Raw genomic sequence first — 20,488 nt, 5'->3', positions numbered from 1 at the left:
CGTGCGCATCTCCACAACGATGCGCTGTGATTGCCATCTGTTCAAAGTTGATTTCGAAGCCCCAGCTTCTGTGGATGAGGCTGCAGATAGACCTGGCGGGAGATGTAAGGATCGGGATGCAGCCGGAAATAGTGCCGGAACAGGGTGATTGGCACCACCAGCGGTATCTCGCCCTGCCGGTAGCGCTCAATGCTCTCCCCCAGTTCCTGCTTGTCATGAGTGTCGATGTTGCGCTTCAGGTAACCCATGATGTGTTGCAGTACATTGGTGTGACCCTTGCGGTTGACCGGCCGCTGTAGCGCGCTCATCAGCTCGCTGAAGTAGTCCTGGCTGATACGCCTCAGTGCATTTTTCGGTACATTCGACAACAACCGCCCCATGCGTTTGTAAGCCGCCTGGGAGTGGGCCATCACCAGGTATTTATGCCGGGCATGGAAGTCGATCAGCCGGGCCGGCGTCAGCCCTTCGTCGGTGAGCTGCTGCCAGTGGTGATAGACGAATACCCGGTTGATGAAATTCTCCCGCAACACCGGGTCGTTGAGGCGGCCTTCATCCTCCACCGGCAGGTTAGGCAGATGGCTCATCAGCGTGTGGGCAAAGATGCCGGAACCCCGACGCTGGGCACTACCGCCCTGTTCCGGATACACCTTGACCCGTTTCATGCCGCAGCTGGGTGAGTCCTTCTTCAGTATGTAGCCGCTGATGCCGTCCAGGTTGGCGAGCGCTTTTGTCGAGTATGTCCGGAGCTGACGAGTCACATCCACGTCCGGATTGTCCACGCCGACGGCACGGGGATTGTCCGGGTCGCCCACCAGTCGGATGGGAGGGCGGGGCGTTGGCATGCCGCTGCCCATCTCTGGGCAGACCGGAATAAATCGCATGTATTTTGAGAGCTCACCGGTGATGAAACGGTCCCGTTTGTGGCCGCCGTCATAGCGTACATTCTCCCCCAGCAGGCAACTGCTGATGCCGATGGTGACCGGGCTGAAAGGTTTATCTGTCATGAAGGGGGATTGGCTCCTCTACTTTAATATTTAATAGGCACGCAGCGCTTTGCCCCATCTTACTGGCGAACTTTATATTATGGGGCGCTGGTGATCTTCGCCAGCGCCTTGGGCAGGGTATCATATTGAAAATGGAATCCCGCCTCGGGCAGACGTTCCGCGATCAGGTACTGTCCCGACGCCAGGGCTTCGGCACCTTTGCCAAAGAGCAGCTTCAGGGCAAACAGAGGCACGGGGAGCAGGACGGGACGGTGCAGTTGCTGGCCGAGTGCGCGGGCGAACCGCAGATTGGTGGTGGAATCAGGCGCGCTGAGGTGATAGATGCCGGTCATCTCCGGATGCGACAGCGCATAGCTGTAGGCGCGAATCAGATCATCGATGTGTATCCATGAAAATGGCTGGCTGCCATCGCCGATCGGGCCGCCCAGGCCCAGTCTAAATGGCAGCAGCAGCTGTTTCATCATGCCGCCATCCCGACCCAGTACCAGGCTCAAACGGAAGATCAGGGTGCGAACACCAACGGCTTCCGCCTGCCGGGCGGCCTGCTCCCAGTCGCGGGTAAGCCGGCCGAAAAAGCCGCCGGCATTGGGTGCATCGGATTCCTTGTAGCGTCCCTTGCTGTCAAAAGCGCCCATGGCGGAGGTGGAAATGAACAGCCCCGGACGCTGCTCCATCCGGGTCATCGCTTCCACCAGTGCGCGGGTGGTGAGCACACGGCTGTCATACAGCGCCTGCATGTACTTTTCGCTCCAGCGGCGACTGATATTTTCCCCCGCCAGATTGATTACCGCATCGCAGTTCTGGAGTTGACTGGCCAATCGTGCGCTGTCTGCGCGAACGTCGGCGCGTCCCAGTTGGACCAGCTGATGATCTTCACGGTTGAGTGCCCGGCAGAGGTGGCTGCCGATAAAACCGGTGGCTCCGGTGATGGCGATTTTCATGGCGGTTCCTGATAACAGGGATATCTCTGTCAGTCTGCTTTAAGCATAGCCCAGCGCAGACGGCTTTGATCCGGCCGGACGCGTTGCGGTAATAGCCATGGCAAAATCCATTTTATTAATCTGCCGCAGACGCGTATAAGTCAACCTTTATCAGCACGCGCGAAGCTACGCCCAATCATGCTCACACACTCCGTCAGTCTCTATTTCGCCGCCGTCTTCATCTGGGGCTCCACCTGGTATGCCATCAAGTTTCAGCTGGGCACGGTTCCGGCAGAGCTTTCGGTGGCCTACCGCTTTGCCCTGGCGGCACTGATCCTCTTTGTCTGGTGCTGGGTACGCGGGCTGCCGCTCCGTTTTGACCGGCGAGAACACCTCTGGATGGCGCTGCAGGGATTCATGTTGTTCTGCCTCAACTACGTGATTTTCTACTGGGCCACGGCGGAACTGACCAGTGGTCTGATCGCTGTGATCTTCTCCACCATTGTGCTGATGAATATCCTCAATAGCGCGTTGTTCTTCCGCAAACCGATAGACGCCTCGATGGTGGTCGGTGCCCTCATCGGACTGATTGGAATCACCCTGGTGTTCTGGCCGGAGGTTGCCAATCTGCAGCACAATAGTGGCGCCCTGAAGGGGCTGCTTCTTAGTCTGCTGGGGACCTTTATCGCCTCATTGGGCAACATGATTTCGGCCAGAAACCAGCAGCAGCGCCTACCGGTAATTCAGAGCAACGCCTTCGGCATGGCCTATGGAGCGCTGATTCTGTTTCTGTATGCCGCGTTTCAAGGGGTGGGGCTCACCTACGATTGGTCGATCCCCTATAACCTTTCGCTGCTCTACCTGGCCCTGTTCGGTTCCGTACTCGCCTTCGGCAGCTATCTTACCCTGCTGGGACGGATCGGCCCGGAAAAGGCCGCCTATGCCACGGTGCTGTTCCCCCTGGTGGCACTGGGTATCTCGACGCTGTTTGAAAACTATCACTGGAACCTGGTGGCGGCCGGCGGCGTGGCCCTGGTGTTGGCGGGGAATGTGCTGATCATTATGCCGAAACGGTTGCTGCTGCGCCTGGTTTCACCGCGCCGCATCGACCCGACGGAGGAGCATCCCTGACTCCGGCTTCCTGTTTACACCGCTTCCGGAGGGGGCTTTCTGTGCATCGCCGGCAGTTGGGATATCAACATACCCACCAGCATGATCGCGCAGCCCAGCAGTCCACGCGGCCCCAGGGATTCGTCCAGCAGAAGCCAGCCTCCCAGCGCTGCAAAAACCGATTCCAGGCTGAGGATAATGGCGGCATGGGCCGCCGGTGCATGGCGTTGCGCCACCACCTGCAGGGTATAGGCGACACCCACTGACAGAACACCGGCATAGGCGATGGGAATCCAGACGGTTGTGATGGCCTCTATTTCAAACCGTTCCCAGATCAGTGCCGAGCCAAGGCTGAGCAGGGTGCAGACTAGAAATTGCCCCAGCGCCAGACGAATGGCATCGATCCGACGGCACAGCCAGCCGATCAACAGGACATGCCCCGCCCAGAACAGGGCCCCGATCAGTTCCAACAGATCTCCAAAAGCCAGTGTCAGGTCGTCTGTCATGCTCAGAATGAATAATCCGATAACCGCAAGAGTGGCGCCGAACCAGGTATAGGGTGCTGTTTTTTGTCTCCAAAACAGTGCGATGATCGGTACCAGAACAATATAGAGGCCGGTGATAAATCCGGCGTTGCCGGCCGTAGTGTAGATGAGTCCGATCTGTTGCAGTGATGAGCCGCCAAACAGCAGTATGCCCGCGGCCAGGCTGCCGCCCAGCAGGGGAAGCAAGGGTTGATGACGATCCGGCCTGCGCAACCAGACCAGTGGCAATAGTGACAGGCAACCAAGCGCGAAGCGGGCCGTGTTAAATACAAACGGGCCGATGTGTTCCATGCCGGCGCGCTGGGCTACAAAGGCCAGTCCCCAGATAATAGCGGTGACCAGCAGCAGGCCATCGGCTTGCCAGGTATTTGATTTCATCAGGAGGACTCGCGAAAGCAGTGGTGAGCAGTCTGCCTGGCAGATGCTTACAGTAGCAACAATTCTACAGTTTATAGTGGCTTTGTTCTATAATCCCGGCGAAGTGGATCTGCATGACTGCTCACAAGTTGTATCCGTGTCATCCAGTGATACTGAGTAATTACCGTTAACCAGACCCCGGACTTGTTGATGCCTGATGTGACAGCTGGTAATAATGACCCTGTTATGGTGGTCAAGGATCTCCACAAGCGTTTTTCCAGTCTGGAAGTTCTCAAGGGCATCACGCTGTCTGCTGACGAGGGTGATGTGATCTCGCTGATCGGCTCCAGCGGTTCCGGAAAAAGCACGCTCCTTCGGTGTATAAACCTTCTGGAAATACCCGATGCCGGCTCGGTCTACATTCATGGTGAGCTGATTCAGATGACCCGGAACCGCCGTGGTGAGCCGCTGGCTTCGGATCCGAGACAGGTCGATCGTATCCGTTCACGTCTGGGGATGGTATTTCAGAACTTCAATCTCTGGAGTCACATGAGCGTGCTGGAAAACGTCATGGAGGCCCCGGTGCACGTCCTTAAGGTGCCGAAAAAGGAAGCCAGGGAGCGGGCCATTGCGATGCTGGAGAAGGTCGGCATCGGAAATAAACTGAACGACTACCCGGCACAGCTCTCCGGTGGTCAGCAGCAGCGGGCGGCGATTGCACGGGCACTGGCCGTGGAGCCGGAATTGATGTTGTTTGATGAACCCACATCCGCACTGGACCCGGAAATGGTCGGGGAAGTGTTGCGGGTCATGCGCCAGTTGGCCGAAGAGGGGCGCACCATGCTGGTGGTAACCCATGAGATGGGGTTCGCCCGGGAGGTCTCTTCAAAAGTCCTGTTTTTACACCAGGGTCAGATCGAAGAGCAGGGCACCCCCGGCCAGGTATTCAACAACCCGGAATCGGAACGTTGCCGTCAATTTCTCACAAGTCATCTCTGAAGATTATCGCCGAGTGATACCACACACGACACAGTCAACCCTAAACAAGGAACGCTTATGAAACCGATCAGCATGCGCGCAATACTTCTCACCCTGCTTCTCTGTACCAGCGGATGGGCGACAGCCGATTCGATGAAGATCCGCATGGGTACCGAGGGAGCCTATCCCCCATTCAATCTTATTGATAAGAATGGCGAATTGGCCGGGTTTGATATCGAAATCGGTAATGCCCTCTGCGAGGCGATGAAGGCAGATTGTGAGTGGGTGACCTCGGATTGGGATGGCATCATTCCCGCCCTGCTGGCGAAAAAATTCGACACCATTATCGCCTCCATGTCGATTACCAACGAGCGCAAGGAGAAAGTCGCGTTCACCGATAAATACTACACCACCCCGGTCCGGTTCGCCCGTGCCAAGGGAACCGACTTCGAGATCTCGGAGAAGGCTCTGGAAGGCAAAATCGTTGGCGTGCAGGGCTCAACCGTCGCCGAGAACTTTTTACGGGGCCGCTTTGGTGAGATTGTAGAGGTGCGCGCCTACGGAACCCAGGATGAGGCCAATCTGGATCTGCTCTCCGGTCGCGTTGATCTGCTGCTGGCCGATTCCTTCGTGCTGGGTGAGTTCCTGAAATCCGAGAGTGGCCAGCCGGCTGAGTTTGTCGGACCCGGCTTCACGGACAAAAAATATCTGGGCGAAGGGATTGGTATCGCCGTGAGAAAGGAAGATACGGCCCTGTTGGAGAAGCTCAACCAGGCGATCAAACAGATTCGTGCAGATGGCACCTACGCCCGGATCAATGCCAAATACTTCGATTTCGATGTGTATGGTGAATAACGCCGGATTGACAGGCGGTTACCGGACCGGTCGAACCCATTCCCGGCGGGCGCATGTTTGATCTGAAAGGCTATGGCGGCATGCTGCTGGACGGGCTCTGGCTAACCGTGGCGGTGGGGCTCAGTTCAATGCTGCTGGCCGTGTTGCTCGGCCTGTTGGGGTCCTGGGGCAAGCTCTCCCGAAACCGACTGGCCAACTTTATCGCTGACACCTATACCACTGTGGTGCGCGGCATTCCGGAGTTGATCCTGCTGCTGTTGGTCTACTTTGGCGTGCCCACCCTGCTGCAGGATATTGCCAAACGATTGGGTCATGATATCCGCATAGACCTGGACCCGTTTCTGGCCGGGACTCTGGCAATTGGCTTCATTTATGGGGCGTTCAGTACCGAGGTGTTCAGAGGGGCGTTTATCTCCATCCCGTCAGGACAGTTGGAGGCGGCCAGGGCAATGGGGATGAGCCGGATACTCACCTTCCGGCGTATCCTGCTACCGCAGGCGATGCGATTTGCCCTGCCGGGACTGGGCAATGTCTGGATGGTGTTGCTGAAGGCGACCGCCCTGATATCGATCATTCAACTTGATGAGCTGATGCGCAAGACCAAGATCGCTGCCAATGCAACGCACCAGCCATTCACTTTCTACCTGCTCGCGTCCATTATCTTTCTTGGCCTGACCGTCGTCTCCATGCTACTGCAACACAGAGCGGAAAAGTGGGCGAATCGGGGCATCGCCGGGAAGCCGTGATGGATCTGCAAGTGGTCTGGGAAAATCTGCCGAAGCTGCTTCAGGGAGCACAACTGACCCTGGAGATTACCGTCACCAGTCTGTTGATCGGCCTGCTGATCGCAGTACCCGTGGCGCTGATGCGGTTGTCCAAGCACGCCGTATTCTGGATGCCGGCCTATGCCTATATCCTCTACTTTCGCGGTACCCCCCTGCTGGTGCAGTTGTTTCTGATCTATTATGGGAGTGGGCAATTTCGCGCCGAGTTGAGTGATCTGGGATTGTGGGGTTTCTTTCGCGATGCCTATTTCTGCGGCGTCCTGGCTCTGACCCTGAATACCGGTGCCTACACGGCTGAGATACTGCGCGGTGCGATTCAGGCGGTGCCGTCAGGCGATATCGAAGCGGCCCGCGCCTGCGGCATGGGTAGGGCCTTGATGTATCGCCGAATCATCCTTCCCAAGGCGATGCGACTCGCCTGGCCCATGTATGGCAACGAGGTGGTGTTTCTGATGCAGGCGACCTCCCTTGTCAGTGTGATCACCCTGCTCGATCTGACCGGGGTAGCCGGACGCATCATTTCCAAAACCTTTGCCGTTTATGAGATCTATATCGCCACGGCCTTGCTCTACCTGGTCATAACCTACGTTATTGTATTCCTGTTCAAGAGGATTGAGCGGCGGCTTAATCGCCATCTGGCGTGAAGGCCGGCCCGACAACCGGTTCCCGCTACTGACTTAAAAGCAGTTTCACCGCCATGGCGATGGTTGCGAGGATGATTGCGGGTCGCACCAGCGCCGCGCCACGGCGGATCACCATGCTGGAGCCCAGGCGTGCGCCGATAATCTGTCCCAATGCCATGACGATGGCGGCACTCCAGATCACCTGACCACTCCACAGAAAAATCACCAGCGACGTAGTGTTGGTCATCAGCACCAGGGGTTTGGTGTTGGCGGTGGCTCGGCGCATGTTGTAACCCAGCAGGCTGGTGAATGCGAAGGCAAAAAAAGAGCCAATGCCGGGGCCGAAAAATCCACCGTAGAAACCGATGCCGCCACCCACTGTCCAGTTGAACTTGCCCTGGCTGATCCTGGGGTGTGAATCGTGATCATCCACCCGGGGTGAGAACCAGAAGTAGAGGGCGATGCCGATCAGTAGGAAGGGAATAAGCTGTTGCAGAAAATCGGCGCTCATGTTCTGCACTGCAAAGGTGCCGACCGCCGCCCCCACACCGGCGCACAGCAGGGCCGGATAGAGTCGGGAAAAATCGATATGTCCCTTACGAAAATAGTTGATGGTGGAGGAGAGCGTGCCGAACACACTCTGGAATTTGTTGGTGGCCAGTGCGTTGATCGGTGGAATGCCGATGGAAAGCAGCACCGGCAGGGCGATCAGGCCGCCGGCACCGGCGATTGAGCTGACGAATCCGGCGCTGAATCCGACCAGGGCCAGCAGTGCCAGTAGTTGTAATGAGAGTTCGATGATGCTGTCCCCGAATGGCAAATAGCCGCGAATATTTCCAGGTGATTTCGCAGGATGTGGTGACTTGGATGAACTGCATCGGTGGCGACTGATGCGCATCGTCCTGCTGGGTGGCTATTCTGACAACACACCGACCGTGGAGCAACCGCAACAGGTCGGGAATGTTTCGGGGTGGGGGTCGGAGTCAAACCGGCCAGGCATGTATTAAGCGGATCCCGAACGCAGGCGGATTGAATCCGGCACCGGCATGTCCTGCGGCGAGCACCGCCTGCCCTATGGCTTGAACTGCGAGGGGGCTACTGATTCAAGGATTCGAAATAATCCTGTACCTGTTCGTCATCCAGATCATCCAGGTCGTCCAGATCGAGATAACTGTAGTCGAACTCGTCATGTTCGAAACAGGCTTCGGAAAAGCCGATAGCGAGTTTGTCATTCATTGTCCTGTCTCCTGTAGTTGCTGTTTCAGGGCACAGGCTAGTCGACGAATGCGTCAGCTTGATGACAGAGTCAGGACTACTCTTTTTTCTGCCCGGTAATCATCCACAGCATCTGCAGTAACAGAGTATTGTCGAGACGCGACTGCTGGCAGGTTTCGAGCTGCTTCTCTTCGTGACAGATCTTGTCGAACAGCAGGACGGATTGCCCGTCATACTCGACAAACAGCAGCCGGCTGCGGTCAACCACGTAGGCGACGGCGGCGGAAACGTCACGCTCGGTAAGATCCTCAAGCCCGCCTTTTGGAGGCATCTTCCCATGTCCGTTAATTGCGTGGCTGATCAGGGTCGCCAGCGGAGTCTTCAGACGTTCCTCCCAGTCATTCACGGATCCCAACTGGGGGGCGCCGGAGTCGGGTTCACCATGGCATTTGATGCACTCACCGGAAAAAACCGCCCGTCCCAGACCGAGGTTGTATTGCTGCGGCTGGGTCTTTTCCGGGCCCGGATCGACAGCCGCCGCACCCCAGGCCATCAGGGTGCCGAACAGGGCAAACAGCAGTTGTTGTGTAAAACCGAATCGGTGCATGGTATTTGATTCCGATGTTGGAAAAGAGTCCGTGACTGAAGCCGGTGAGCTGTCCAGCCGTCTTGGTTTAATGCTACATCCAACTATAGTCGGCCGCCTTGATTCAGGTCGTTAAAACCGCTGAACCGTTTCTGATTGGAGACAGCTGTCTCTACCTGCTGAACAATCGACAGGCGTTATTCGACCAGTCCGGCGGCCTGAATGTCTGCGTGATAGGAGGAGCGTACAAAAGGCCCGCTCGCCACGTGGGAGAAGCCGAGCGATTCGCCGAACGCCTTTAACTGTTCAAACTCCGCCGGGGTGACATAGCGACTGACCGGCAGATGGTGCGGGCTGGGTTGCAGATACTGACCCAGGGTCAGCAGTTCACAGCCGTGCAGACGCAGATCCTGCATCACTTGTCGGATCTCTTCCAGGGTTTCTCCCAGTCCCAGCATCAGGCCGGACTTGGTCGGTATCCCGGGGTTGTCCTGTTTGAACCGCTGCAACAGATCGAGTGACCACTGGTAATCGGCACCCGGGCGTACCGATTTGTAGAGTCGCGGCACGGTTTCCAGGTTGTGGTTGAGCACGTCCGGCGGGGTGGCGCTGAGCATCTCCAGGGCCTGCTCCATACGGCCGCGGAAATCCGGCACCAGGATCTCCACCTTGATGCCGGGATTGGCCGCGCGCACGGCCTGGATACAGGCCATGTAGTGACCGGCACCGCCATCCATCAGATCATCCCGGTCCACCGAGGTGATCACCACATAGCGCAGGCGCATCTTGCGGACCGCGCCGGCGAGGCGCGCCGGTTCGTCCTGATCGAGGGCCAGGGGCCGGCCGTGCGCCACATCGCAAAAGGGACAGCGGCGGGTGCAGATGTCCCCCATGATCATGAAAGTGGCGGTGCCGTGGTGAAAGCACTCCGCCAGGTTGGGGCAGGCCGCCTCCTGACAGACCGTGTGCAGACCGGTCTCCGCCACCAGTGCTTCGACCTGGCGCCGCTGCGCCGGGTCGGGCAGCTTGATGCGCAGCCATTCCGGCTTCGGCAGCGGTGCGGCGGCAGGCACCACCTTGATCGGGATGCGCGATACCTTGTCGGCATCGCGCAGCTTCTCGCCCGCCACCACTTTGCGTTTTACACTGGAGTCTGTCATTTGGCTGGCCTTGTCCGTTACTTCTTGCGTTTCGGGATAAACAGATCGGTGATGGTGCCTTCAAATGCCTCGGCTGCCATCGCCACCGTCTCCGACAGGGTCGGGTGCGGGTGCACTGTCAGTCCGATGTCGGAAGCATCACAACCCATCTCGATAGCCAGGCAGACCTCGGCAATCAGATCCCCGGCGTTGGGGCCGACAATGCCGGCACCGATCACCTGTCCGCTCTCCTCGTCGAAGATCATCTTGGTGAGCCCTTCATCACGTCCCAGGGAGAGGGAGCGGCCACTGGCGGCCCAGGGGAAGGCCCCTTTACCAAATTTGATCCCTTCGGCCTTGGCCTCCGCCTCGGTCTTGCCGACCCAGGCGATTTCCGGATCGGTATAGGCGACCGAGGGGATGACCCAGGCGTCGAAGAAGGTGCTGAGTCCTGCGCACACCTCGGCCGCCACCTTGCCTTCATGCACTGCCTTGTGCGCCAGCATCGGCTGACCCACCACGTCGCCAATGGCGAAGATGTGCGGTACATTGGTGCGCTGCTGCTTGTCCACATGGATAAAACCGTGATCATCCACCGCCACGCCGGCGTTCCGGGCGTCGATCTTGTGGCCGTTGGGTGAACGGCCCACCGCCACCAGGATCGCGTCATAGAGCTGGGGTTCAAGGGCCTTGGCACCCTCGAAGGTGACGCGCAGCCCCTCTTTCAGGGCCTCCACCCGGGTTACGCGGGTTTGGGTGAGTAGGGACTCGTACTGCTTCTCCAGCTTCTTGTGCAGCGGCTTGACGATGTCCTTGTCGGCACCGGTGATCAGGCTGTCAAGCATCTCTACGACGGTGATTTTACTGCCCAGGGCGTGATAGACGGTGGCCATCTCCAGGCCGATGATGCCGCCGCCGATCACCAGCATGCGCTTGGGTATCTCCCTCAGCGCCAGGGCACCGGTGGAGTCGATGATGCGCGGATCGTCCGGCAGGAACGGCAGTTTCACCGGTGCCGAACCGGCGGCTATGATGCATTGGGTGAAACCAACCGTGGTGCTGTTGCCCTCTGCATCGATCACTTCGATATTGCTCTGGTCAATGAGCTTGCCGTAGCCGTTCACCACCTGCACTTTGCGCTGTTTGGCCAGTCCCATCAGGCCACCGGTGAGGCGGGTAACCACACCGTTCTTCCAGTCGCGCAGGGCATCCAGATCCACCTCCGGTTCAATGAACTTGAGACCGTGTTTGCGAAAATCGCGCGACTCCTCCAGCACCTTGGCGGCATGCAGCAGCGCCTTGGAGGGAATGCATCCTACATTCAGACAGACCCCGCCCAGGCTGCTGTGGCGTTCGATCAGGATCACCTTCTTGCCCAGGTCGGCGGCACGGAAGGCGGCGGTATAACCGCCGGGACCCGCGCCCAGCACCACCACGTCGGCCTGGATATCGGCATTGCCTATATAGGCTGTCGGCTCCTGGCTGGCGGCTACCTTCGGGGCGGCCGGTGGCGGACTGGCAGCCGTCGATGCGGCCTTGGCCCCGGCGCCGCCGGGACTCGCTACCTCCAGGGTGAGCACCAGATCACCCTGGGATACCTGCTCGCCCACCTTGACATGCACCGAGTGGACCGTACCGCTGCTGGGGGAGGGGACCTCCATGGAAGCCTTGTCGCTCTCCAGCGTGAGCATCGGTGTCTCGACATTGATCTTGTCCCCTGGCATCACCAGCACTTCAATGACATCCACGTCCTGGAAGTCTCCGATATCGGGGACGTACACATCCTGCAACACGGTTTTGCCGGCATCACCCGGTGCCGCACCGCTTTTGGCGCTGCCCTGTACCAGTGGGTGCGGTTCCTGTGCCGCCACCTTGGGTTCAACCGCTTTATCCAGGCTCAGGATCAGACTGCCCCTGGATACCTTGTCACCCAGCTTGACGAGAATTTCCTGCACCGTACCCGATAGCGGCGAGGGGATCTCCATGGAGGCCTTGTCGCTCTCCAGGGTAATCAGGGGGTCGTCAATATTGATTGCATCACCCACCGACACCAGGATCTCGATAATCTCCACATCTTCGAACTCCCCGATATCGGGGACGTGAATCTGTTCTATGTTGCTCATGGTCTTATTCCGTTTGTTTTGGTGTTGGGGATGTTCAGAGCAGCAACCGCCGCACGTCGTTCATCAGCACGCCGAGGTGACGCACGAAGTGCGCGGCCTGGGCGCCGTCGATAACCCGATGATCGTAGGAGAGTGACATCGGCTGCATCAGGCGGGGGATGAACTCACTGCCGTTCCAGACCGGCTTCATCTGCGAACGGGTGAGACCGAGAATGGCCACCTCCGGCGCGTTGACGATTGGGGTAAAGGCAGTGCCGCCGATGCCCCCAAGGCTGGAGATGGTAAAGGTGGCACCCTGCATGTCGCCGGGTTTCAACTTCTTGTCCCGTGCCTTGGCGCTCATCTCCATCAGTTCGGCAGAAATCTCGAAGATGCTCTTCTGGTCCACATCCCGGATCACCGGCACCACCAGCCCGTTCGGTGTATCGACTGCCACACCAATATTGATGTACTTCTTCAGGATCAGGTTTTCGCCGCTGCCATCCAGGGATGAGTTGAAGGTCGGATAGGCCTTCAGGGTGGCGGCACACGCTTTCATGAAGAAACTCAGCAGGGTGACCCGCACGCCCTGTTTCTCGGTCTCCGCCTTGAGTGATTTGCGGAACGCCTCCACTTCGGTGATATCGGTCTCGTCGTGGTGGGTGACGTGGGGGACGTTCAGCCAGGCACGACTCAGATTGATGCCGGTGAGTCGCTTGATCTTGCTCAGTGGCTGGAACTCCACCTCGCCGAACCTGGAGAAGTCCTGCTCCGGAATGGCGGGAATGCCGGACCCGGCCGGTGCGGCGGCTGCCGGCCTGGGCTCTTCAAATTGTCCGCTGGCCAGTGCCTGCAGTACCCGCTGACCCGCATTGGAGAGATCTTCCTGGGTGATACGGCCCTTGCGGCCGGTACCCTGCAGGGTATTCAGATCAATGCCCTTTTCACGGGCGATACGCCGTACCGACGGGCTGGCATGGGTGCGCTCGAATGAGACATGGCGCAAATCGGCGGCGGGTTCGGTGACCGGGGCGGCGCTGCCGGGTGCCGGCTTCGCTGCAACCGGAGCGGCTGTGGGCGCCGGGGCCGCTGCCGGAGCCGGTTCCGCCGCCGCTGGTTTGTCTGCCGCTGCGGCGTCTTCAACCTCCAGCAACAGGATCAGACTCCCTTCGGAGACCTTATCTCCCAGGGATACTTTCAGCTCCTTCACCACGCCGGCATCGGAGGAGGGGATCTCCATGGAGGCCTTGTCACTCTCCAGGGTAATCAGCGGGTCATCCACGGCGATGGTGTCACCGGGGGCTACCAGGATCTCGATCAATTCAACGTCGCTGAAGTCACCGATATCCGGTACAAGAATTTCTTTAATAGTCACGTCTGTTTCTCCTTGTTCTGTGCGCGGCTTAAACGGTTACCGGATTGGGTTTGTCGGCGTCGATGCCGTACTGCTTGATCGCCTGACTGACCAGCTTGACCGGTATGACGCCTTCATCAGCCAGTGCCTTTAGGGCGGTGACGGCGACATAATAGCGGTCCACCTCGAAGTGGCGGCGCAGGCCTTCACGGCTGTCGGAGCGGCCGAATCCATCGGTGCCCAGAACGTGATAGCGGGCGGGCACGAAGGGGCGGATCTGCTCGGCAAAGGCCTTCATATAGTCACTGGCGGCGATCACCGGACCCTCGCGGTCCTTCAGGCACGCCTCAACGTGGCTGACCCGTGCGGTCTGTTCCGGATGCAGCCGGTTCCAGCGCTCTACATCCTGCCCGTCGCGGCACAGTTCATTGAAACTGGTGGCGCTCCAGATGTCGGCCGAGATGTTGAAGTCGTTCTTCAGCAGTTCCGCACCGGCGATCACCTCGTTCAGAATGGTGCCGCAACCCAGCATTTGTACCCGTGGGTTTTTCTTCTTGCCCTTCTTCTCGGCCTCGCTGCTTTGCAGGTGGTAGAGCCCCTTGAGAATGCCCTCCTCGGCGCCTTCCGGCATGTCGGGGTGGCTGTAGTTCTCGTTCATGGTGGTCAGGTAGTAGAAGACGTTTTCCTGCTCCTGGAACATGCGCCGCATGCCTTCGTGCACAATCACCGCCACTTCATAGTGGTAGGTGGGGTCGTAGGAGACGCAGTTGGGGATGAAGCTGGCGAACAGCTGGCTGTGGCCGTCCTGATGCTGCAGTCCCTCGCCATTGAGCGTGGTGCGACCGGCGGTGCCGCCCACCAGGAAGCCGCGGGCCTGCAGGTCGCCGGCGGCCCAGGCCAGGTCTCCCACACGCTGGAAACCAAACATGGAGTAGTAGATATAGAACGGAATCATGGTGACGCCGTGGCTGCTGTAGGCGCTGGAGGCGGCAATCCAGGACGACATGGCGCCGGCCTCGTTAATGCCCTCCTGCAGCAGCTGGCCCTTTTTATCCTCTCGGTAGGGCATGATGTCGCCGGAGTCCATGGGCGTGTAGAGCTGTCCCTCAGGGGCGTAGATGCCCATCTGGCGGAACATGCCCTCCATACCGAAGGTGCGCGCCTCGTCCGGTACGATTGGCACCAGGCGCGGACCGATCTCCTTGTTGCGGGAGATGGCGACCATGGCCCTTACCAGCGCCATGGTGGTGGACATGGTGCGCTGTCCCGTGCCTTTTAGCAGCAGGTCGAACATGGAGAGATCGGGAATGGTCAGGACATCACCCTGGGTGCGCCGTTCCGGCAGGTAGCCGCCCAATTTCTGGCGGTGGTTGTGCAGGTACTGCATCTCCGGGCTGCCATCGGCCGGTTTCAGGAAGTTGGCCTCCAGGACATCCTCTTCGGAGATATCGAGATCGAGTCGGGCGCGGAATTTCTTTAGCTGATCATTACCCAGCTTCTTCTGCTGGTGGGAGATGTTCTGTCCTTCGCCGGCCTCACCCATGCCGTAACCCTTGACGGTCTTGGCCAGAATCAGGGTCGGTTGGCCCTCGGTATTGACCGCCTCGGAGTAGGCGGCGAACACCTTCTGTGGATCGTGGCCACCACGGATCAGGTCGTGGTAGATCTGGTCGTCGGTCATGTGCTCTACCATCTTCTTCAGCTCGGGGTATTTGCCGAAGAAGTACTCACGCACATAGGCACCGTCCTTCGCCTTGAAGCTCTGGTACTCGCCATCCACACACTCTTCCATGCGCTTGCGCAGCAGACCGTTGTGGTCCTGTGCCAGCAGTTTGTCCCAGGCCGCACCCCAGATCACCTTGATCACATTCCAGCCGGTGCCGCGGAAGTTGCCTTCCAGCTCCTGGATGATCTTTCCGTTGCCGCGTACCGGGCCGTCCAGTCGCTGCAGATTGCAGTTGATCACAAAGATCAGGTTGTCCAGCTTTTCGCGCACGGCGAGTGCGATGGCGCCCTGCGCCTCCGGCTCGTCGGTCTCGCCGTCACCCAGGAATACCCACACCTTGCGATTGGATTTGGGAATCAGGCCACGATTCTCCAGATATTTCATGAAGCGTGCCTGGTAGATCGCCATGATCGGTCCCAGGCCCATGGAAACGGTAGGGAATTGCCAGAAGTTCTTCATCAACCAGGGATGGGGGTAGGAGGGGATGCCCTTGCCGCCGGTCTCCATTCGGTAGTTGTCCAACTGCTCTTCGCTGATGCGGCCTTCCAGGAAGGCGCGGGCGTAGATGCCCGGTGCCGCATGGCCCTGGAAGTAGATCAGATCGCCGCCGTGCGCATCACTGGCGGCACGCCAGAAGTGGTTGAAGCCGGTCTCGTAGAGCACAGCGGAGGACTGGAAGCTGGCGATGTGCCCACCCGGAGCGGCCGGCTTGCGGTTGGCCCGCACCACCATGGCCATGGCGTTCCAGCGGACGATGTCACGCAGCCTGGCTTCAACTGCGGGGTCTCCCGGCAGGCTCGGCTCGCGGCTGACCGGGATTGAGTTTAGATAAGGGGTTCGGGAGCAGTCGGGTGGCTCGACGCCGGCGGCCGTGGCCTTGTCGATGGTGCGTTTGATCAGGAATTTCGCACGTTCCGTGCCTTCCCGCTCCAGTACCACATCGATTGCTTCCATCCACTCCAGGGTCTCCTGGGGGTCCACGTCCCGGTATTCACTTGAACGATCGCTCATTTGATCTCTTCCTCGACTGGTTTAGTGCTGTGCTCGGATTATTGGTGGCACATTGTTAGTAGTATTAATGGTCTGACCATTAAAAGGTATGTTAATAAACATGTCAAATAATTTTATGGTATGTATAACAAGGATTTAAGAAGTTACAGCGGTAATGAAATTAAATATTTAAAAAACAAATATTTATTATTATTTCGTTATTTATGCTGATTAGTGTTATAACAATGGTCAGACAAATAATTGGTTGTATATAATGTAAATGTTTCTCCGTTGTTCGGGTGAAGACGGTAGAAATTCAGTGTAGTGCATGGATGCCAAACTGTTTTCGATTGCCACTGGGGCTACGGCCGCGGGCAGTTGATAAATCAGGGATCGGAACAGTTTTTTTCCGATTCCTTGGAGGTGGCGTCCCGGGACAGGGGCATCTACCGCCAATTAATCCGGAGAAGTACCATGCAGTTACAACCCATCAAACCGGCCAGGGTCTCGGACTCGATCGTCGAGCAGCTGAAAACCCAGATTATCAAAGGGGTGTTAAAGCCCGGTGACAAGCTGCCGGCAGAACGGGAGCTGGTCGAGCAGCTCAAGGTGTCCCGCCCCTCGGTGCGCGAGGCGCTGCTGAAGCTGGAGGCCCAGGGTCTGATTTACAGTCGACAGGGCGAGGGTACCTTTGTGCTGGATGCACTCGGTACCACCATTACCAACCCATTGGCCAATCTGCTGAAAGATAACCCGGAGGCGCTCTCCGATGTGATGGAGTGCCGACACGGTCTGGAGGAGTTGGCGGCCAGTTATGCGGCGGCCCGGGCGACCGAAATGGACCGTGCAGTTATTCGGGAACGTTTCCAGGCGCTTCAGGCGGCCCATGAGCGGCGTGATCTGGAGTTGGAGGCACAGGCGGATGCCGCCTTCCATATGGCGATTGCCGATGCCTCCCACAATGTGGCGTTGATCCACCTTACCCAAAGTCTGTTCGATCTGCTGGGTGATATGGTGCTGCATAACTGGGAGAAAATTTACACCATGGAGGAGAGTTATCAGGCGATCCATGCCCAGCATGGAGAAATCTATCAGGCGATCTTTTCCGGTGACTCCAACCAGGCACGGCATGCCGCCCATGAGCATCTGGCCTACATCGGAAAATGCCTGCGGGGAGCAGGCTGACCTTAATGGTCGCTCTCCAGTTGCGCGATAAGCTGTTCCAGCGGCTTGATTGCCGCCGGGTAGTTGAATGCCCGTAATTGCTGTACCAGCAGCGTGATGGTTTCTGGATGGTTGGAGTTATCGATCTCCCGCTCGAGAGTATCAACAGTAACGCTCTCTACAAGGTCGTGCTGACTTATCTGCTCCCGCAATTGCCGCAATATCGGTAACAGATCGATAATGGCGTGATTGGCAGATGCTCTGTTTAGCTGGGCGTTTTTCGCCGCCAGTTGCTCAGAGAGGATGCTGATGCGTTTGATAACCCGGTCCAGCTCGGTCTCCAGTTCCTGGTAGTTGGCTATCAGCTGATCGGTTTCACCCCCGGCAAGGGCGGACTCCATGGCGGCGCAGCGATGGTAAAGCCCCATCGTGGCCATATTGCCGGCGACGCCCTTGAGCCGGTGCAGGGACTGAGCAAGACACTGCCAATCCTGGCTTTCCAGGGAGTGTCTGATCTGCATCAGGTCGGACTGGAAGCTATCTTCAGCCTGTAACAATAAACGGAGTACACGCGCATGATCACCCTCAAAACGACCCAGTAGCGTCTCCAGATCAATAGCCGGGAGGGTGTGTGGCTGCGGTTGTACACTTGTATCCGCGATCTCGGTGTTTTCGCCGGTGAGTTGCAGGGACTGGCTCAGTGCCTTGATCAGATCGTCCCGATTTATCGGCTTGGTCAGGTATAAATCCATACCGGCAGCCAGACACTGCTCACGGTCGCCGGTCATGGCGTTGGCGGTCATGGCAATGACCGGTATGGATTTTAATAGTGGATGTTTGCGTATTCTGCGTGTGGTTTCAAAACCGTCCATGACCGGCATTTGAATATCCATCATGACGGCATCAAACTCCTCAATACCCAATTCCTCAAGTATTTTCAGTGCATCTTTTCCATTGTCTGCCAGGGAGGCCGAGACGCCCAGCTGATTCAGCAGCTCGGTAACCACCTGTTGGTTCAATGCCGTATCCTCGGCGAGCAGTATGTGCATGCCGGCCAGTTGATCAATCTCCTCCAGTTGTGATGAACGGCGTTTTAAGTGTTTGTGCGGCAGGTCGGGGTTGAGCATCTTCAGCAGTGTCGCTTCCAGCTTGTCCTGGGTCAGTGGCTTTTGTATTACATTATCGAGTAACCCATTACGCTCATCCTCAAAGCTGTATAGCAGCAGGATTTGGCATTTGTTGGTTGTTGGGCAGGTGTTGACGGTTTTTTTCAATGTGGTATCTGAATCACCGATAGCGGAAGTGTCGACAATCAGAATATCGGGTGCAGCACGTGAATCTGATTCTATGAGTGCGTCTTCAAAATGCTCCATGCTATTGAAGTGATGAGTGGTGCAGCCAAAATCCTCGAGATATCTAAGGACAGTTTGGTTAATAAAGGGATCGTCGGAGAGCAGGGTAACGGATTTTCCCACTAATGCCGACGGGCTTGTCTCCGGGGTGTCAGTGGATTGCTCAAGTCGTTCGAAAGATGCGTAGAAGCTAAAGCAGCTGCCGCCGCCCGGTTGTGATGTGACGCTGATTTCACCACCCATTTTTCTCACCAGACGCTGACAGATACTGAGTCCCAGTCCACTGCCGCCGAAGCGGCGGGTGGTTGAGGCGTCCGCCTGGGTAAAGGGGCGAAACAGTCGCTCCACTTGATCCGGCGGAATTCCCGGTCCGGTATCCTCGACTGCAAATGCCAATATCAGTTGGTTCCGATCACGGTTTTGAATATTTACACGCAACATTACATGTCCCTGTCGCGTGAATTTTACCGCATTGTTGATCAGGTTGGTCAGTACCTGTTTGAGCCGCAGGCTGTCTCCAATAATCTGATCATCAATGTCGGGTGAAATGTCATACGCCAACTTCAAGCGCTTTTGCGCCACCGCCGGAATCATCAGGTCGGCAATCTCCTCCAGTACCTGATTCAGATTGAAGGGGCTGTGCTCGAATTTCAATTCTCCAGCTTCAATTTTCGAGAAATCCAGGATGTCATTAATAATGACCAGCAGTGAATTGGCCGCCGCGCTGATGGTGTTGAGGTAGAGCTGTTGTTTCTGGGTAAGCGGGGTCGACTGCAGCAATTGACACATGCCAAGTACACCATTCATCGGTGTGCGGATTTCGTGTGACATATTGGCGAGAAATTCACTCTTTGCCTGATTGGCAGCCTCCGCCAGCTCTTTTGAGTGACGCAGGTCGTGGGTCTGACGGTCGACGCGCTGCTCCAGGTTTGAGATGAGGTCGTTCAGCGTGTTGGCCATGCTGTTGATGCCGGACTGAACCTGACCCAGCTCGTTGTTCGCGGGATTGGCAATGCGGGTGTCCAGTCGACCCTTTTCGATCAGCTTCAAGGCCTCCAGTGTTTGCTGGATCTGTTTATAGAAGCGTTCATAGAAGATCAGGAAAAGCAGGCTGACGCTGACCAGCGGGATCAATGTCAGCAGCAGGGCGAGGAGGGCGAAGAAATTGCGCTGCATAAACATTTCGGCCTGAGTGATGGTCAGGATCAATGTCCAGTCCCATGCCGATTTGGCAAATACCGCAAACATGGAGTCGCCGCCGGAGTGGTAGCTTAAACTGCCTGTTCCCTGGTCCGACAGGGATTCGGTAATCAGGTCGACAGCAGGTGGTGCGTGTCTATTGGCGAGCGACATCAACAACACATTGCCTTCGCTATCCAGGATGGTCAGGCCGCCAGTTTCACCAAACCTGTAGCGCTTCAGTTTGGAAATCAGGTGCTCTTTTTCGGCCTTGAGATAGTCCTCCTGCGAAAGTATGCCAGTGGGTTTAAGTCGGATTACGCTCTCCCTGATGGTGTTGTTAATGTTTGCCACTTCTCGTGTGAAGCTGTCTTCATACAGATGGAAAACAATCCGGTTGATAATCCAGTAGCCGCCGGTGGCAACTGGTAGCATGAGCATAATGACCATGCTGAGAGTGAACAGGATGAACTTCAACTTGATACTCATACAATACGCAGGGTC

The 20,488-nt window shown here is 57.4% G+C and carries 17 protein-coding genes; 6 read left to right on the top strand and 11 right to left on the bottom strand.

The annotated features are described in order from the left end of the window. Window positions 1-41: 41 nt before the first annotated feature. The gene (locus tag A3GO_RS0106865; protein WP_029132776.1) at window positions 42-1,004 is read right to left on the bottom strand and encodes a YbgA family protein; all 963 of its coding nucleotides are present in this window, start codon (window positions 1,002-1,004) and stop codon (window positions 42-44) included. A 77-nt stretch (window positions 1,005-1,081) separates the two neighbouring features. Next, on the bottom strand, window positions 1,082-1,945 hold the full coding sequence (locus tag A3GO_RS0106860) for a TIGR01777 family oxidoreductase (protein WP_029132775.1): 864 nt from the start codon (window positions 1,943-1,945) through the stop codon (window positions 1,082-1,084). Between the two features lie 177 nt (window positions 1,946-2,122). Here A3GO_RS0106860 and A3GO_RS0106855 point away from each other — a divergent pair, with 177 nt between their 5' ends. Beyond that, a complete protein-coding gene (locus tag A3GO_RS0106855) occupies window positions 2,123-3,055 on the top strand; it encodes a DMT family transporter (RefSeq protein ID WP_029132774.1) in 933 nt (310 codons plus the stop codon). A 14-nt stretch (window positions 3,056-3,069) separates the two neighbouring features. Here A3GO_RS0106855 and A3GO_RS22885 read toward each other — a convergent pair whose 3' ends face one another. Continuing rightward, window positions 3,070-3,957 carry a DMT family transporter gene (locus A3GO_RS22885; RefSeq protein ID WP_037374835.1) on the bottom strand — a complete coding sequence of 296 codons (888 nt, stop codon included), beginning with the start codon at window positions 3,955-3,957 and terminating at the stop codon, window positions 3,070-3,072. A 189-nt stretch (window positions 3,958-4,146) separates the two neighbouring features. Between A3GO_RS22885 and A3GO_RS0106845 the strand changes: the two genes are divergently transcribed. The 4 genes from A3GO_RS0106845 to A3GO_RS0106830 are packed head-to-tail and all read left to right on the top strand — an operon-like array spanning window position 4,147 to window position 7,198. After that, complete coding sequence (locus tag A3GO_RS0106845; protein WP_037374833.1) at window positions 4,147-4,935, top strand: ATP-binding cassette domain-containing protein; 789 nt, start codon at window positions 4,147-4,149, stop codon at window positions 4,933-4,935. 57 nt (window positions 4,936-4,992) lie between these two features. Next, entirely contained in the window at window positions 4,993-5,769 is a 777-nt protein-coding gene (locus tag A3GO_RS0106840) for an ABC transporter substrate-binding protein (protein WP_029132772.1), read from the top strand. Window positions 5,770-5,822: 53 nt separating this feature from the next. After that, on the top strand, window positions 5,823-6,515 hold the full coding sequence (locus A3GO_RS0106835; RefSeq protein WP_029132771.1) for an ABC transporter permease: 693 nt from the start codon (window positions 5,823-5,825) through the stop codon (window positions 6,513-6,515). Continuing rightward, window positions 6,515-7,198 carry an ABC transporter permease gene (locus A3GO_RS0106830; RefSeq protein ID WP_029132770.1) on the top strand — a complete coding sequence of 228 codons (684 nt, stop codon included), beginning with the start codon at window positions 6,515-6,517 and terminating at the stop codon, window positions 7,196-7,198. Before A3GO_RS0106835 ends, A3GO_RS0106830 begins: the two co-directional genes overlap by 1 nt. 25 nt (window positions 7,199-7,223) lie before the next feature. On the opposite strand, the gene A3GO_RS0106825 is transcribed toward A3GO_RS0106830, so the two are convergent. The 7 genes from A3GO_RS0106825 to aceE all read right to left on the bottom strand — a co-directional run bounded on the left by A3GO_RS0106825 (window position 7,224) and on the right by aceE (window position 16,310). After that, the gene (locus tag A3GO_RS0106825) at window positions 7,224-7,997 is read right to left on the bottom strand and encodes a TSUP family transporter (RefSeq protein ID WP_245621683.1); all 774 of its coding nucleotides are present in this window, start codon (window positions 7,995-7,997) and stop codon (window positions 7,224-7,226) included. 275 nt (window positions 7,998-8,272) lie between these two features. Further along, a complete protein-coding gene (locus tag A3GO_RS26070) occupies window positions 8,273-8,413 on the bottom strand; it encodes a hypothetical protein (RefSeq protein ID WP_157606746.1) in 141 nt (46 codons plus the stop codon). Between the two features lie 76 nt (window positions 8,414-8,489). Further along, on the bottom strand, window positions 8,490-8,999 hold the full coding sequence (locus A3GO_RS0106815) for a c-type cytochrome (protein WP_029132768.1): 510 nt from the start codon (window positions 8,997-8,999) through the stop codon (window positions 8,490-8,492). A 176-nt stretch (window positions 9,000-9,175) separates the two neighbouring features. Beyond that, on the bottom strand, window positions 9,176-10,138 hold the full coding sequence (gene lipA, locus A3GO_RS0106810; protein WP_037374831.1) for a lipoyl synthase: 963 nt from the start codon (window positions 10,136-10,138) through the stop codon (window positions 9,176-9,178). 17 nt (window positions 10,139-10,155) lie between these two features. Continuing rightward, the gene (gene lpdA / locus A3GO_RS0106805) at window positions 10,156-12,240 is read right to left on the bottom strand and encodes a dihydrolipoyl dehydrogenase (RefSeq protein WP_084609866.1); all 2,085 of its coding nucleotides are present in this window, start codon (window positions 12,238-12,240) and stop codon (window positions 10,156-10,158) included. Between the two features lie 34 nt (window positions 12,241-12,274). Then, window positions 12,275-13,594: a dihydrolipoyllysine-residue acetyltransferase gene (gene aceF / locus A3GO_RS0106800; protein WP_029132765.1), complete on the bottom strand. Its 1,320-nt coding sequence runs from the start codon at window positions 13,592-13,594 to the stop codon at window positions 12,275-12,277. A 28-nt stretch (window positions 13,595-13,622) separates the two neighbouring features. Beyond that, window positions 13,623-16,310, bottom strand: a complete 2,688-nt coding sequence (aceE, locus tag A3GO_RS0106795) for a pyruvate dehydrogenase (acetyl-transferring), homodimeric type (RefSeq protein ID WP_029132764.1) — start codon at window positions 16,308-16,310, stop codon at window positions 13,623-13,625. Window positions 16,311-16,763: 453 nt separating this feature from the next. Here aceE and A3GO_RS22880 point away from each other — a divergent pair, with 453 nt between their 5' ends. Beyond that, window positions 16,764-17,474: a GntR family transcriptional regulator gene (locus A3GO_RS22880; RefSeq protein ID WP_051301911.1), complete on the top strand. Its 711-nt coding sequence runs from the start codon at window positions 16,764-16,766 to the stop codon at window positions 17,472-17,474. A 2-nt stretch (window positions 17,475-17,476) separates the two neighbouring features. Here A3GO_RS22880 and A3GO_RS0106785 read toward each other — a convergent pair whose 3' ends face one another. Then, window positions 17,477-20,473 (bottom strand): ATP-binding protein, encoded by a 2,997-nt coding sequence (locus A3GO_RS0106785; RefSeq protein ID WP_029132763.1) that lies wholly within the window; start codon window positions 20,471-20,473, stop codon window positions 17,477-17,479. Between the last annotated feature and the right edge of the window lie 15 nt (window positions 20,474-20,488).

This window comes from Sedimenticola selenatireducens DSM 17993, from assembly GCF_000428045.1.
GTDB lineage: Bacteria > Pseudomonadota > Gammaproteobacteria > Chromatiales > Chromatiaceae > Sedimenticola > Sedimenticola selenatireducens.
Note: the sequence above shows the minus strand (reverse complement) of the source record. Positions and strands in the feature narration are given on the sequence as shown.

Bases quoted from the DNA above. Each gene is read 5' to 3' on its own strand.
- A3GO_RS0106865 (WP_029132776.1), bottom strand. From the start codon at position 1,004: ATGACAGATAAACCTTTCAGCCCGGTCACCATCGGCATCAGCAGTTGC.
- A3GO_RS0106860 (WP_029132775.1), bottom strand. From the start codon at position 1,945: ATGAAAATCGCCATCACCGGAGCCACCGGTTTTATCGGCAGCCACCTC.
- A3GO_RS0106855 (WP_029132774.1), top strand. From the start codon at position 2,123: ATGCTCACACACTCCGTCAGTCTCTATTTCGCCGCCGTCTTCATCTGG.
- A3GO_RS22885 (WP_037374835.1), bottom strand. From the start codon at position 3,957: ATGAAATCAAATACCTGGCAAGCCGATGGCCTGCTGCTGGTCACCGCT.
- A3GO_RS0106845 (WP_037374833.1), top strand. From the start codon at position 4,147: ATGCCTGATGTGACAGCTGGTAATAATGACCCTGTTATGGTGGTCAAG.
- A3GO_RS0106840 (WP_029132772.1), top strand. From the start codon at position 4,993: ATGAAACCGATCAGCATGCGCGCAATACTTCTCACCCTGCTTCTCTGT.
- A3GO_RS0106835 (WP_029132771.1), top strand. From the start codon at position 5,823: ATGTTTGATCTGAAAGGCTATGGCGGCATGCTGCTGGACGGGCTCTGG.
- A3GO_RS0106830 (WP_029132770.1), top strand. From the start codon at position 6,515: ATGGATCTGCAAGTGGTCTGGGAAAATCTGCCGAAGCTGCTTCAGGGA.
- A3GO_RS26070 (WP_157606746.1), bottom strand. From the start codon at position 8,413: ATGAATGACAAACTCGCTATCGGCTTTTCCGAAGCCTGTTTCGAACAT.
- A3GO_RS0106815 (WP_029132768.1), bottom strand. From the start codon at position 8,999: ATGCACCGATTCGGTTTTACACAACAACTGCTGTTTGCCCTGTTCGGC.
- lipA (WP_037374831.1), bottom strand. From the start codon at position 10,138: ATGACAGACTCCAGTGTAAAACGCAAAGTGGTGGCGGGCGAGAAGCTG.
- lpdA (WP_084609866.1), bottom strand. From the start codon at position 12,240: ATGAGCAACATAGAACAGATTCACGTCCCCGATATCGGGGAGTTCGAA.
- aceE (WP_029132764.1), bottom strand. From the start codon at position 16,310: ATGAGCGATCGTTCAAGTGAATACCGGGACGTGGACCCCCAGGAGACC.
- A3GO_RS22880 (WP_051301911.1), top strand. From the start codon at position 16,764: ATGCAGTTACAACCCATCAAACCGGCCAGGGTCTCGGACTCGATCGTC.
- A3GO_RS0106785 (WP_029132763.1), bottom strand. From the start codon at position 20,473: ATGAGTATCAAGTTGAAGTTCATCCTGTTCACTCTCAGCATGGTCATT.